Source organism: Lysinibacillus sp. C5.1, from assembly GCF_016350185.1.
Classification (GTDB): Bacteria; Bacillota; Bacilli; order Bacillales_A; family Planococcaceae; genus Lysinibacillus; species Lysinibacillus sphaericus.
In genome coordinates, this window is record NZ_CP066226.1 from 519,298 (window position 1) to 534,206 (window position 14,909).

Sequence of the window (14,909 nt, forward strand, 5' to 3'; positions counted from 1 at the left end):
CTAGCAAAGCATCGGTACGAAGCAAAATGGTTCTGTGTTTGTACTTTTTAAATGATGAAATCAATGCAAACATTGATGAAAAGATTTACTAAGGGGAGAAAGTAGGGGTTTCATATGACAAAGGTAGAAGTGTATCGTCCAAAAAATCACGTACGTTTTGTTACAGCATCAAGTCTTTTTGATGGTCATGATGCTTCGGTCAATATTATGCGACGGATTTTACAATCGAGCGGTGTGGAAGTCATTCATTTGGGACATAATCGCTCTGTAGAAGAAGTCGTCAATGCTGCGATTCAAGAGGATGCACAAGGCATTGCTGTATCTTCTTATCAAGGCGGCCATATGGAATACTTTAAATATATGTATGATTTACTGCGTGAGAAAGGTGCACCGCATATTAAAATATACGGCGGCGGTGGCGGTGTGATCTTGCCTCGTGAAATTAAAGAATTACATGCTTACGGCGTTGCAGGTATTTTCTCACCAGAAGATGGTCGTGTATTAGGGCTGCAAGGTATGATTAATGAGCAAATTAAAGGTACAGATTTTCCAACTGCAACTGGTGACTATTTAGAAAAGCTAGATGCTTTAACAACTGAAACACCAGAAATTTTAGCAAATTTAATAACCGCAGCTGAATCGAATAACGATGAAGAAACGAAAAGAATGCTAGAGGAAGCACGTAAGCGCTCAAAAGGAACACCGATTTTAGGGATTACAGGTACAGGTGGTGCTGGTAAATCCTCTTTAACGGATGAGCTTATCCGTCGTTTTTTAAAAGAATTCCCAGAAAAGCGTGTAGCAATTTTATCGGTGGATCCAACAAAGCAAAAAACAGGTGGCGCTTTACTTGGAGATCGTATTCGTATGAATGCTATTTTCAATAATCGTGTCTATATGCGAAGTTTAGCAACACGTGGTTCTCGTACGGAGCTTTCGGCTTCTATTGGCGATGTATTGGATGTTGTACGTGTGGCAGGCTATGATTTAATCATTGTTGAAACGAGTGGTATTGGTCAAGGCGATGCAGAAATTACAAAATTCACTGATTTATCCATGTATGTAATGACGAGCGAATTTGGAGCACCGACACAGCTTGAGAAAATCGATATGATTGATTTTGCTGATGTCATTGCCATCAATAAATTTGAACGAAAAGGCTCAGAAGACGCACTACGTCAAGTACAGAAGCAATACCAACGTTCTCGAGAGCTTTGGGATGAACCAATCGATAAAATGCCTGTTTACGGCACGATTGCCAGTCAATTTAATGATAAAGGAACGAATGCGTTATTTGCTGCATTGGTTCAGATTATTAACCAAAAAACAGGAAGCGATTGGGAAACAGGTTACGAACAATTTGCCAAAACGCAAAAGCAGGATGTTATTATTCCGAATGATCGTCGCTATTATCTTCGTGAAATAACTGATACAGTGCGTGGCTATCATAAAAAAACAGAGCAGCAGGTTGCATTTGCTCGTCGCTTATTCCAATTAGAAGGTGCCATCGCAGCAGTAATGGAAAAGGCGCCAGATGATGCCCTTGTTGCATCACTTACTTCTTTAGCGGAAGGTGTACGAGATGAATTAACAGCAGAATCGAAGCGTATTTTAGATAATTGGCAAGCATTGAAAGAAGCTTATGCTGGGGATGAGTTTGTAACCAAAGTGCGGGATAAGGAAATTCGTACAATTTTAACGACAACGAGTCTTTCAGGCACAAAAATACCGAAAGTTGTACTGCCGAAGTTTGTGGACTACGGTGAAATTTTACGTTGGGTATATCGTGAAAATGTACCAGGAGAATTCCCTTATACAGCAGGTGTATTCCAGTTCAAGCGTGAAGGAGAGGATCCGAAACGACAATTTGCCGGCGAGGGTACGCCAGAACGTACAAATAAACGCTTCCACTATTTATCGAAAGATGATGATGCTAAACGTTTATCAACCGCGTTTGACTCGGTAACGCTCTATGGCGAGGATCCTGATTACCGTCCGGATATTTACGGTAAAGTTGGTGAATCAGGCGTCTCTATTTGTACGCTTGAGGATATGAAAAAGCTCTATGCAGGCTTTGACCTTTGTGCACCTTCAACCTCTGTATCTATGACAATTAATGGACCAGCGCCAATTATTTTGGCGATGTTTATGAATACAGCTATTGATCAACAAGTTCAATTACGAGAAAAAGAACTAGGAAGACCATTAACAGTTGAAGAATTTACAGAGACGCGTGAGAAAACATTGCAGGTTGTGCGTGGTACAGTACAGGCTGATATTTTAAAAGAAGATCAAGGGCAAAATACATGTATTTTCTCTACGGAATTTGCGCTTCGCATGATGGGCGATATTCAACAATATTTTATCGACAAAAAAGTGCGTAACTACTATTCTGTCTCTATTTCGGGCTATCATATTGCAGAAGCAGGAGCGAACCCAATTTCACAGCTAGCATTTACACTTGCAAACGGCTTTACGTATGTTGAATATTATTTAAGCCGAGGTATGAATATTGATGATTTCGCACCAAATTTATCATTCTTCTTCTCAAACGGTTTAGATCCGGAGTATACAGTAATTGGCCGTGTAGCACGTCGTATTTGGGCAGTTGTCATGCGTGATAAATACGGTGCAAATGACCGTGCACAAAAGCTTAAATATCATATCCAAACTTCTGGGCGAAGTTTGCATGCTCAAGAAATAGATTTTAATGATATTCGAACAACATTACAGGCACTTATGGCATTGCAAGATAATTGTAACTCTTTGCATACAAATGCATATGATGAAGCCATTACTACGCCAACAGAGGAATCAGTAAGACGGGCAATGGCAATACAAATGATTATTACAAAAGAACATGGCTTAGCGAAAAATGAAAATCCATTACAAGGTGCATTTATCATAGAGGAATTGACGGATTTAGTAGAGGAAGCTGTGTTAGAAGAGTTTGATCGTATTAATGATCGTGGCGGTGTACTGGGTGCGATGGAAACCCAATATCAACGCGGTAAAATTCAAGAAGAATCGATGCATTATGAAATGTTAAAGCATTCAGGTGAATTACCAATCATCGGTGTTAACACATACTTAAACCCGAATCCGCCTACAGATGATGCGATTGATAATATGGAAATTGCTCGTGCGTCATCAGAAGAAAAAGAAACACAAATTCGCAATTTACAGTTATTCTGGCAACAGCATGAGGGGGCAACAGAAGCAGCGATAGCCCGCTTACAAGAGGTAGCTGTAAACAATGGCAATATTTTCGAAGAGCTAATGGAAACTGTAAAAGTAGCGAGTCTAGGACAAATTACAAAGGCTTTATATGAAGTCGGAGGACAATTCCGTCGCAATATGTAAAACAAAAGACTGTGAATTTGCTTAATGAGGAACGGCAATGCTAGTCTATCCGAAAAACTGCTAATTTTTTAGTGTCTAGTCATACGATTAGGCACTTCTTTTTATTTTCGTTATAATAGAAATGTAAAAAAGAGGGGGGCGCAGCGGAGGATGAAATCAATAATTCACTACATTATTGTTTTAGCTTTAGTATTAGGAGTCATTTTCCTGTATAATAAGCAAATTGGCGCTATTCCTTTACTTTTATTATCGATATATTTGTTTTTTCTAGGGATAAAAAAAATGTGTAATATAAAAAACAGTAATTGAAGGTAGCAAAGAGACTAAAACATTGTATATAATGGGTATTATGCTTATGGTATGGAAAGTTACTTTTGTGCGGTCTTTTTTAGCTGCGCTCCGAAAATAAAGCACTATTTAATTTTAAAACGTCCATTGTGATGAGAGGAAGGAAGTGCACGAATTGAATTTTCGTGAAATGACAAAGGAACAATTAGCGGAAGAATCGTTAATTAACTTAGCTTATGCAATTTTAACAGAAAAACGTGCTTCAGTGTCATTTAATGACCTGCTTACAATTATTAAAGAGCTTGTTGGCTATAGCGATGAAGAAATAAAATCACGCCTACTACAATTTTACACAGATATGAACATTGATGGACGTTTCTTATTCAATCAAGAAACTGGTTGGGGCTTACGTGAATGGTTTAAAGTTGAACAAATCGAAGAAGAAACAGCTCCTTCTGTGAAAACACATAAGAAAAAATCTAAAGCTGCTCTTGATGATGAAGATGATATAGAGGAAGATTTAGACGAAGAAGAAATTGACTTCGATGAAGACTATGAAGAATTTGTTGAAGAAGAAATCGATGAAGAAAAAGAAGAAATCGACTTTGATGAAGAAGATATAGAAGATATTGATGAAGAAATAGATGAAGATTTCATTGAAGATGATGAAGAATTTGAAGAAGAAGAAGAGGAAGAAGTGTAAGACTAACTTGCTTTGAATTTTCTTACTTTTTTACATGTAGTAAAAATTCTTGACTTCTATCACGGTTACGTTTAATCTTTTACTTGGGCTCCTTAAAAAAAGGAGAAAGACCGTGTATATAATACGCTCCCCCTGCAAACCTATGCAGGAGGGGCGTTTTTTTTGTTTTTAACTTGCTTTGGGAAGCTAAATTAAGTTAAAGGCTTGGCAGAAGGTACAGTTTTAAAATCCGCTTTTTTAGCAGGTTTGAATAAATCTGAACGCATACGCCGAGAGGGTAATTAATCAATATTCAGTCAAGCACTCCCATACGTATAGATAAGGATAGCAAGCTATATGTTGCAGAACTATTCTTTCTGTAAAGTAAATCGGTGACTGAGAATATGTTAGTGCTTCTAGTGGAGGGATAATGAAATTGCTCACAAGAGAGGAATGCAAAATCACTTTACGATGAAGGACAATGTAGAAAAGGAAAGTAAAAAAGAGATAGAAACGATTACAGCTTCGAATTGACTGCATCTTATGTAGGCATTCTCGGCTTTTCTTATTTTAGGGATAGGAAAGCATAGATGTTTCTTATTCAGGTCCATACAACGGTGTTGAACGTTTACATTACCTTCCTGCAATTAGGCGAATCGGTAAACATAAGTGACACATTGGATGGACGCAATATACTTTTTTTACTAACAAGATCTAGAACAACATAAGGAGGAATTTTTCATGACAAAGTATATTTTTGTAACAGGTGGGGTAGTGTCATCACTTGGAAAAGGGATTGTTGCAGCATCTCTAGGACGTTTATTAAAAAACCGTGGGTTAGAAGTTACAATTCAAAAATTTGACCCATATATCAATATCGACCCAGGTACAATGAGTCCTTATCAACATGGTGAGGTATTTGTAACAGATGATGGTGCAGAGGCTGACTTAGACTTAGGTCACTATGAACGCTTCATTGACATTAACCTAGGAAAACATTCAACTGTGACATCTGGTCGCGTTTATCAATCTGTTTTACAAAAAGAACGTCGTGGTGATTACAACGGTGGAACAGTCCAAGTAATTCCTCATATTACAAATGAAATTAAAGATCGTATCCAACGCGCTGGACGTGAAACAAACGCAGATGTTGTTATTACAGAGGTTGGGGGAACGGTAGGCGATATTGAATCACTACCATTCCTAGAAGCCATTCGTCAAATGAAAACAAACTTAGGTCATAACAATGTCATGTATGTACACTGTACACTAATTCCTTACATTAAAGCTGCTGGTGAATTAAAAACAAAACCAACGCAACATTCTGTTAAAGAATTACGTTCTTTAGGGATTCAACCAAATATTATCGTTGTGCGTACAGAACAAGAAGTACCACAAGATATGAAAGAAAAACTAGCATTGTTCTGTGACGTACAACCTCATGAAATTATTGAATCTCGTGATGCAGAGCACTTATATGAAGTACCTTTAAATCTCCATGCACAAGATTTCGATGATATCGTGCTAGATCATTTCGGCATTAAAGCGCCAGAGGCAGATATGGAAGAATGGCGTGACCTTGTGGCAAAAGTGAAGAGCTTACCAAATAAACGCAGAGTGGCATTAGTAGGGAAATATGTTGAGCTACAAGATGCTTATATTTCAGTAGTAGAAGCGTTAAAACATGCAGGTTATGCGTTTAACTCTGATATTGATATTGATTGGATTAATGCAGAGCATGTAGATGCTGATAATGTTGTATCGTTACTTAAAGGTGCAGATGCTATTTTAGTTCCTGGTGGCTTTGGTGATCGCGGGGTTGAGGGCAAAATTTTAGCTACGCAATATGCTCGTGAGAATAATGTACCATTCTTAGGAATTTGTTTAGGTATGCAATTAGCAACAATTGAATTTGCTCGTAACGTACTAGGCTTAAAAGGAGCACATTCTACAGAGCTTGATGCAGAAACACAGTATCCTATTATTGATTTCCTACCAGATCAAAACGATAGCGTAGATATTGGTGGAACATTACGTTTAGGTTTATATCCATGTAAGTTAAAAGAAGGCTCAAAAGCAAGTGATGCTTATGGCAAAGAGCTTGTCTATGAACGTCACCGTCATCGTTATGAATTTAACAATGAATACCGTGAAGCAATGGAAGCAGAAGGTCTTGTGTTCTCAGGAACAAGCCCGGATGGAAAATTAGTGGAAATCATTGAACTACCAGAAAACAATTTCTTTGTAGCATGCCAATTCCACCCAGAGTTCGTGTCACGTCCAAACCGTCCACAACCATTATTCCGTGATTTCATTGGTGCAACATTTAAATAATAGTAAGAAGAGGCTGGGACATAACTACAAAAATTTAAGGAACAGAGGAAAGGTGTTCATAAATTTTTGCTATATGGAGACCTTAGCAATTCTTGCTTTTGCAATTAATAAAAAATTAGAAGTGTTCACTAGTTTTTGGTAGCGGAGGCGGTGACTCCTGCTCAGAACAGCACATAATGTAAGACGCGGGCATACGCGCGAAAGCAGAGGGTTGCGGCTTACTGTGCTGAGCGGAAAGCACCGTCGTAGCGGACAACAACGATATAGCAAAAAAGGTGTTAGATTGACTGCCATCAATCTAACACCTTTTCTCTTATGTCCCAGCCTCTTGTTTAAAGCATTTTAGTTTGCATATTATGAAACGATTACAGTTCCTCATCCAAGCCAAGCATTTCATCATAAATTACTTTTACAGCTTCATAAATGAACAGTGCAGCTATTGCATGCGGTACAACAATACGCTCACCTAAATCATTAGGCATTAAACCACCGCGCATACGAGTGGAGATATATGTATACGCTAAATCGGCTAATGGATTTTCGTTATTTGCTACTTCACTCGCCACTGCTGCAAATGGTATAAATTGAGCACTCAATTTTTGTGCTAAGGCTAATGCTTCCTGATCATGAGCACTGCGTGTAAAAATACAGATGCGATCTGCTTCGCTAACGACTGTATGCTCGTTCCAAGGGAGTAGCTTAGAAAAACGCTCTACACCTTGAAGTGCATTTAATTCGACAACTTGCATTTCACCAAAGCAAGCAAAATAGACATTGCCTTCGCCTATCGCAGCTTGTGCAAGTAATCGTGCTGTTTCTTCAATAGCTTCTTCTTCATTTTGTGTTATTCTTTGTAATAATCCGCTCAACTGTGTTGTTAGAATTTTTGACATGATTCCACCTCAATCAATATTATATGGATGTGTGAAGCATAAAGCAAAAGAGTAGATAATTTATAATACTAGAAGGTATTAAGCTGTAAAAGGAGAATATTACATATATAGATCTTTTTGTGCAAGAATAATAATTCAAAAAGGGCGGAATGCAATGTGAAACGATTACTAATTGTTGATGATCAGCAGGGAATTCGTTTGCTATTAAATGAAGTATTAAAAAAAGAAGGTTACGTTACATATTTAGCAGCGAATGGCGCTGAGGCACTACGTTATGCAGAGGAAGAATCGATAGACTGTGTATTGCTAGACATGAAGATTCCTGGCATGGATGGCATAGAAATTTTAAAGTGTTTAAAAGAGAAATGGCCCGAATTACCTGTCTTTATGATGACAGCATACGGTGAATTAGATGTTGTGCAGGAGGCGTTGGAATTAGGGGCAATTCGATATTTTACGAAGCCGTTTGATATTTTTGAAGTGCGTGACGAAGTAAATAAAACGTTAAAAACATAGTTAAGCAGGCAGTGGCAAACACCGCCTGTTTTTTTATACATAGGTGTTATTTGTTGCGCATGCTAGTGCTGTTGATGTGTGCTACAACGGACGCCTTCCGCGGGCACACACGTAAGCCACAACCCTCGCTAACGCGCAGAATGCACGCGTCTTACGTTGTATGCGTTCCCGCAGAAGTCGACGTCTCCGCTACCATCAACTCAGACTAACTGCTACGTTACTCTCCACTTTCGGTGCAAAAATAGTAGCCCCTGAAATTTCTTTTCAGAGGCTTATAGAAAAAAAGTGCCCCTGTCGCTACGTTGCACTTCGCTATCGGTGCAAAAATAGTAGCCCCTGAAATTTCTTTTCAGGGGCTTATAGAAAAAAAGTGCCCCTGTCGCTGCGTTGCACTTCGCTATCGGGGCAAAAATATAAGCCCCTGAAATTTCTTTTCAGGGGCTTATATTTTTGCTATGATTGAATAGCACAATTATGTATAAAGAATAGTCCTAAAAGGAGGATTTTTAGTATGGCGTTAGTATCTATGAAAGAGATGTTAATTAAAGCAAAGGCAGAAGGTTATGCAGTTGGTCAATTCAACATCAACAACCTTGAATGGACGCAAGCAATTTTACAAGCAGCAGAAGAAGAAAAATCACCGGTTATCCTTGGCGTATCTGAGGGCGCAGGTAAATATATGGGCGGATTTATTTCAGTTGTACACATGGTAAAAGGTTTAATGGAATCTTATGGTACGACAGTGCCAGTAGCTATTCACCTTGACCATGGTTCAAGCTTTGAAAAATGTAAAGAAGCGATTGATGCAGGATTTACTTCTGTTATGATTGATGCATCACATCATCCTTTCGAAGAAAATATTGCAATTACTTCAAAAGTAGTTGAATATGCACATGCGAAAGGCGTTTCTGTAGAAGCTGAGCTTGGAACAGTTGGCGGCGACGAAGATGGCGTAATTGGTGGTATTATGTACGCTGATCCAGAAGAGTGCCGTAAAATGGTTGAATTAACAGATATTGATTGCTTAGCGCCAGCGCTCGGCTCTGTTCATGGTCCATACAAAGGTGAACCAAACTTAGGTTTCAAAGAAATGGAAGAAATTTCTAAATTAGCAGATCTTCCTTTAGTATTACATGGTGGTACAGGTATTCCAACAAAAGATATTCAACGTTCCATTTCATTAGGTACCGCTAAAATTAATGTGAATACTGAAAATCAAATCGCTGCGACTAAAGTGATTCGTGAAATCCTTGACAACGATAAAGTTGTTTACGATCCACGTAAATTCCTAGCACCAGCACGTGAAGCGATTAAAACAACAGTTATCGGTAAAATCCGTGAATTTGGTAGTGCACAAAAAGCATAATTTTTGCTTCACATATGGTACAAAAGCATAGATGAATACACATAATAAGAGAAGTGTTGATGCTAGCAATCGACCTTCTCTTGTTTTTGAAATCATAACTTTTTTGAAAAAAATTAATAATATAAATAAATAGGGTTAGGGAGGAAATATTATGAAATTTTTTATTGATACAGCAAACTTTGATGAAATTAAAGAAGCACACGCATGGGGCATTTTATCAGGCGTTACAACAAACCCATCATTAGTGGCAAAAGAGGAGAACGTATCTTTCCATGATCGTCTACGTGAAATTGCCGAGCTAGTTGATGGCTCAGTAAGTGGAGAAGTTATTGCATTAGATGCTGAAGGTATGATTAAAGAAGGTCTAGAATTAGCGGCTATTGCACCGAATATTACAGTGAAATTACCAATGACACCCGCTGGTTTAGAAGCGTGTCGCTTCTTTGCAAACAAAGGCATTAAAACAAACGTAACACTTATTTTCAGTGCCAACCAAGCATTAATGGCTGCGCGTGCAGGTGCTACATATGTATCACCATTTATCGGCCGTTTAGATGATATTGGTCAAAACGGTGTTGAACTTATCGAAACAATTTCAGATATTTTCACAATCCATAATATCGAAACACAAATTATTGCTGCTTCTATTCGTCACCCGCAACATGTAACGGCAGCAGCTCTTGCTGGCGCACATATTTCAACAACTCCTTTCAAAGTGTTAAAACAACTTTTCCACCATCCATTAACGGAAAAAGGAATTGAAGGATTTTTAGCGGATTGGAATAAGCGAAAAGGTGAATAATAAGATTATAAAGTGAGTCAAATGCAAAAATTACTTTCCAATCATGAGGGAGAACGCGAAATGGATGTTTATAAAATTACAGGCGAAAATCGTCTAAAGGGTACAATTAAAGTTAGTGGTGCAAAAAATAGTGCAGTCGCCTTAATTCCAGCATCAATTTTGGCGAACTCTCCAGTGACAATTGGAGGGATTCCCGAAATTTCAGATGCTTGGACTTTAAAAGCCTTGTTAGAAGAGATTGGTGGAGAAGTGCAATTTGAGGATGGCAAAATGATTATTGATCCATCCGATATGGTTGCACTACCGTTGCCAAATGGTAATGTAAAAAAACTCCGCGCCTCTTATTATTTAATGGGTGCCATGCTTGGTCGCTTTAAAAAGGCTGTCATCGGTTTGCCGGGTGGCTGTTTCTTAGGGCCGCGTCCAATCGATCAACACATTAAAGGGTTTGAAGCCCTTGGCGCTAAAATTACTAACGAGCATGGTGCGATTTATTTGCGTGCTGAAGAATTAATCGGCGCTAAAATTTATTTAGACGTCGCAAGTGTTGGCGCAACAATCAATATTATGCTTGCTGCGGTACGTGCAAAGGGACGTACGGTTATTGAAAATGCCGCAAAAGAACCTGAAATAATTGACGTAGCCACACTCCTGACGAATATGGGTGCCAATATTAAAGGTGCGGGTACAAGTGTTATTCGCATTGAAGGTGTTGAGGAACTGCATGGAACGGAACATACAATTATTCCAGACCGTATTGAAGCCGCTACATTTATGATAATGGCAGCAGCAGTTGGCGACGGCATTACGATAGATAATGTCATTCCATTGCATTTAGAGGCAATTACAGCAAAGCTTCGTGAAATGGGCGTCAAGATTGACATAGACGAGGAAAGTATTTTTGTTCCTAAAACAGACCTATCTACATTGCAAGCGGTTGACGTCAAAACGATAGTTTATCCTGGGTTCCCTACGGATATTCAGCAACCACTTTCTGTGTTAATGACGCAAGCTCTTGGCTCTTCAAAGATCACAGATACCATTTATACGGCTCGTTTTAAGCATATTGATGAACTACGTCGTATGAATGCCAACGCACGTGTAGAAGGAAATACAGCGATAATTACTGGTCCAAGTAAATTACATGGCTCAAGTGTCACTGCGACAGACCTTCGCGCAGGTGCAGCATTAGTTCTAGCTGGCTTATTAGCTGAAGGTGAAACTGAAATTCATGATATCTATCATATTGAACGTGGCTATAGCTCACTTATTGAAAAATTACGTGACTTAGGCGCAGATATTCGACGTGAAACAATTATGGTTAGCGTTGCAGAGGCAAAGGAGTAATGTAAGGTAAAAGTTTTGAGCCAATTATGTTACAATAAAGGTAATTTGAATGTTTCGGTAAAATAAAACATGCCGATAACGGGAGGCAAAACAACAATGGAACGCAGTTTATCGATGGAAGTAGTACGAGTAACAGAGGCAGCAGCAATCGCATCCGGGAAATGGATGGGTCGCGGTTTGAAAATTGAGGCAGATGATGCAGCAACGACAGCAATGCGCTCAATGTTCGATACGATTCCAATGCATGCTACAGTAGTAATTGGGGAAGGCGAAATGGACGAAGCACCAATGCTTTATATTGGTGAGGAGCTTGGTCTTCGTAATGGCGGTCCCAAAGTAGATATAGCAGTCGATCCTTTAGAAGGTACTAATATAGTGGCAAAAGGTACAAACGGTGCTATGACTGTATTAGCAATTGCTGATAAAGGTAATCTATTAAATGCACCAGATATGTACATGGAGAAAATTGCTGTAGGACCAGAAGCGGCAGGAAAAGTTGATATTAACGCCTCTGTTACTTATAATTTATTACAAGTAGCAAAAGCAAAAAATAAAGATATTTCAGATGTAGTAGCTACTCTATTAGATCGCCCACGCCATCAAGCGATAGTAGATGAGATTCGTGAAGCGGGAGCTCGTATTAAATTTATTCAAGATGGTGATGTGGGAGCAGCGATTAACACTGCCTTTGATGAAACAGGCATCGACATTATGTTTGGTATGGGCGGTGCACCTGAGGGTGTTATATCGGCTGTTGCATTAAAATGCCTTGGCGGAGACTTCCAGGCTAAATTAGTGCCAGAAGATGAAGAACAGTTAGAACGCTGTAAACAAATGGGCGTAGATGTAGATAAAGTTCTTTACTTAGATGATTTAGTAAAAGGTGACGATGCAATTTTTGCAGCAACCGCTGTTACAGATTGTGAGCTATTAAAAGGTGTGCAGTACAAAGGTGCTTATGCTTTAACGCATTCAGTCGTTATGCGAGCGAAGTCAGGTACTGTGCGTTTTGTAGAAGGTCGTCACGCTCTTGATAAAAAACCTAGCTATTAATAATATTTTCTTCTAAAATATACCTAGTGCAACTATTTGCACTAGGTACCTTCTTCTTCATTTAAACCATCCCATAGTTTTACTTTAAAACTTCTATGTTTACCCCAATACATGCATTATATTTTGAAAAAGACTGGAGTTGTGCATATGTCTACATTGACAATCGCTCAATTAGAAAACATGACGTTAAAGGAGCTTTACGCCCTCGCACGCCAATACAAAATTTCGTATTATAGCAAACTAACGAAAAAGGAATTAATTTTTGCTATTTTGAAAACGCGTTCAGAGCAAGAGGGTTATTTCTTTATGGAAGGGGTACTTGAGATTGTATCGCAAGAGGGCTTTGGCTTCCTTCGACCAATTAATTACTCACCAAGTAAAGAGGATATTTATATTTCTGCTTCTCAAATACGTCGTTTTGATCTTCGTAATGGGGATAAAGTGTCTGGTAAAGTGCGTCCCCCTAAAGAAAATGAACGTTACTATGGATTACTACAGGTGGATGCTGTAAATGGAGAAGATCCTGAAGTAGCAAAAGAACGTGTTCACTTCCCAGCATTGACGCCGTTATATCCTGATCGCCAAATCAAGCTTGAAACTACACAGCGCAATCTATCGACTCGAATTATGGATTTAGTAGCACCAGTAGGATTTGGTCAACGTGGATTAATTGTTGCGCCACCTAAGGCTGGTAAAACATCATTATTAAAAGAAATTGCTAACGCTATTACAACTAACCATCCAGAGGCAGAGTTAATCGTATTACTTATCGATGAACGTCCTGAGGAAGTAACGGATATTGAGCGTTCTGTAAATGCGGATGTCGTAAGTTCTACTTTCGATGAAGTTCCGGAAAATCATGTGAAGGTAGCAGAAATTGTGTTAGAACGTGCACGCCGCTTAGTAGAGCATAAACGTGATGTGATTATTTTAATGGACTCCATTACACGTCTTGCTCGTGCATATAACTTAGTTATTCCGCCAAGTGGTCGTACGCTGTCAGGTGGTATCGATCCTGCGGCCTTCCATAGACCAAAACGATTCTTCGGCTCTGCTCGTAATATTGAAGAAGGTGGTAGCTTAACAATTTTAGCTACAGCTTTAGTAGATACAGGTTCACGTATGGACGAAGTTATTTATGAAGAGTTTAAAGGGACGGGTAACTTAGAGTTGCACTTAGATCGTCAATTAGCAGAGCGTCGTATTTTCCCTGCGCTTGATATTCGTCGTTCAGGTACACGTAAGGAAGAATTGCTTCTTGAGCCAGAACAACTTGAAAAACTATGGGCAATCCGAAAAACATTTTCAGATGCGCCAGATTTTGCAGAGCGTTTCTTGAAAAAGCTACGCACAACAAAATCAAACGAAGAATTTTTCGAAAAGTTAAATGAAGATATGAAAAAAGCCACTAAAGGTAAAGGCCTACTTTAAGGTGCCAGTCACTCAAACAATTCTCAAACAATTTATCTACACTCGGAAACACCAGTAACGATTGTCGTTACTGGTGTTTTTTTACGGCTTCAATAAAAGTATAGCTAAAATGATAATCATTATCAATAAGTGTTTAAGAAGAACGTATTTCTTTTAGCTACAAAGTGAATACAACTTGAAGTAGAGCTTTTAAAAGAGCACAGAACATTAGATTTTATTGCATTCTAGTAAAGTAAGATTAATTGCGGGTGCATGTACAGGTGGATTTTGGCGTTAAATAGTGCCAAACTATTTCGCGAAGTTCGTGAATAGTTTTCAATATTTTTTGCTTGAAAACAATAAAATAACTATGTTATACTTCAAAAGTATGCAACGTGTACATATGTAGCCGACATATTCGGGCTATGTAAGGTACAGTTCGAATTACTCTGTTCCAGATGGTTCAGGGCGAGAGGAGAAAACGAATATGAAACAAGGAATTCATCCAGACTACAAAGAAGCAACAGTAACTTGCTCTTGTGGTAACACTTTCAAAACTGGTTCAGTAAAAGAAAACATCGTTGTCGAGTTCTGCAACGAATGTCACCCATTCTATACTGGCCGTCAAAAATTCGCGTCTGCTGATGGTCGCGTGGATCGTTTCAACAAAAAATACGGTCTTAAAAACTAATGTTAGTTTAATACCTGCCAAGCATGTGCTTGGCAGGTATTTTTTTCAGTATTTAAAAAGTGCAAGCAATCATTGCGTCTTAGAGTATAGGTTTCTTTCGCAACGTTGCGGGCGTTTAATATATAACAGCAGTAGAGCGGATTTTGAAATTTTAAGCCAACCCA

General features: G+C 38.8%; 11 protein-coding genes. 10 read left to right on the top strand and 1 reads right to left on the bottom strand.

Features of this window, described 5'->3' with window-relative positions; translation table 11 throughout:
- Positions 1-114: 114 nt before the first annotated feature.
- The 3 genes from icmF to I5435_RS02405 all read left to right on the top strand — a co-directional run bounded on the left by icmF (position 115) and on the right by I5435_RS02405 (position 6,667).
- Complete coding sequence (icmF, locus tag I5435_RS02395; RefSeq protein WP_337983176.1) at positions 115-3,363, top strand: fused isobutyryl-CoA mutase/GTPase IcmF; 3,249 nt, start codon at positions 115-117, stop codon at positions 3,361-3,363.
- Positions 3,364-3,826: 463 nt separating this feature from the next.
- Positions 3,827-4,354, top strand: coding sequence for a DNA-directed RNA polymerase subunit delta (rpoE, locus tag I5435_RS02400; protein ID WP_337983177.1), 528 nt, complete (start codon positions 3,827-3,829; stop codon positions 4,352-4,354).
- Positions 4,355-5,074: 720 nt separating this feature from the next.
- Complete coding sequence (locus I5435_RS02405) at positions 5,075-6,667, top strand: CTP synthase (protein WP_024362878.1); 1,593 nt, start codon at positions 5,075-5,077, stop codon at positions 6,665-6,667.
- A gap of 365 nt (positions 6,668-7,032) precedes the next feature.
- On the opposite strand, the gene I5435_RS02410 is transcribed toward I5435_RS02405, so the two are convergent.
- The gene (locus I5435_RS02410; protein ID WP_108030616.1) at positions 7,033-7,560 is read right to left on the bottom strand and encodes a DUF2529 family protein; all 528 of its coding nucleotides are present in this window, start codon (positions 7,558-7,560) and stop codon (positions 7,033-7,035) included.
- Positions 7,561-7,716: 156 nt separating this feature from the next.
- Between I5435_RS02410 and I5435_RS02415 the strand changes: the two genes are divergently transcribed.
- From I5435_RS02415 to rpmE, 7 genes are all read left to right on the top strand, one after another.
- Entirely contained in the window at positions 7,717-8,076 is a 360-nt protein-coding gene (locus I5435_RS02415; RefSeq protein WP_025218580.1) for a response regulator, read from the top strand.
- A gap of 511 nt (positions 8,077-8,587) precedes the next feature.
- Positions 8,588-9,442 carry a class II fructose-bisphosphate aldolase gene (locus I5435_RS02420; RefSeq protein WP_024362881.1) on the top strand — a complete coding sequence of 285 codons (855 nt, stop codon included), beginning with the start codon at positions 8,588-8,590 and terminating at the stop codon, positions 9,440-9,442.
- Positions 9,443-9,593: 151 nt separating this feature from the next.
- Positions 9,594-10,244, top strand: a complete 651-nt coding sequence (gene fsa / locus I5435_RS02425; protein WP_024362882.1) for a fructose-6-phosphate aldolase — start codon at positions 9,594-9,596, stop codon at positions 10,242-10,244.
- Between the two features lie 60 nt (positions 10,245-10,304).
- On the top strand, positions 10,305-11,591 hold the full coding sequence (locus I5435_RS02430; RefSeq protein ID WP_024362883.1) for a UDP-N-acetylglucosamine 1-carboxyvinyltransferase: 1,287 nt from the start codon (positions 10,305-10,307) through the stop codon (positions 11,589-11,591).
- A 96-nt stretch (positions 11,592-11,687) separates the two neighbouring features.
- Positions 11,688-12,644: a class II fructose-bisphosphatase gene (gene glpX, locus I5435_RS02435; RefSeq protein ID WP_024362884.1), complete on the top strand. Its 957-nt coding sequence runs from the start codon at positions 11,688-11,690 to the stop codon at positions 12,642-12,644.
- Between the two features lie 147 nt (positions 12,645-12,791).
- Entirely contained in the window at positions 12,792-14,075 is a 1,284-nt protein-coding gene (gene rho, locus I5435_RS02440) for a transcription termination factor Rho (RefSeq protein WP_024362885.1), read from the top strand.
- Positions 14,076-14,541: 466 nt separating this feature from the next.
- Complete coding sequence (rpmE, locus tag I5435_RS02445; protein ID WP_004269457.1) at positions 14,542-14,745, top strand: 50S ribosomal protein L31; 204 nt, start codon at positions 14,542-14,544, stop codon at positions 14,743-14,745.
- The last annotated feature ends 164 nt before the right edge of the window (positions 14,746-14,909 follow it).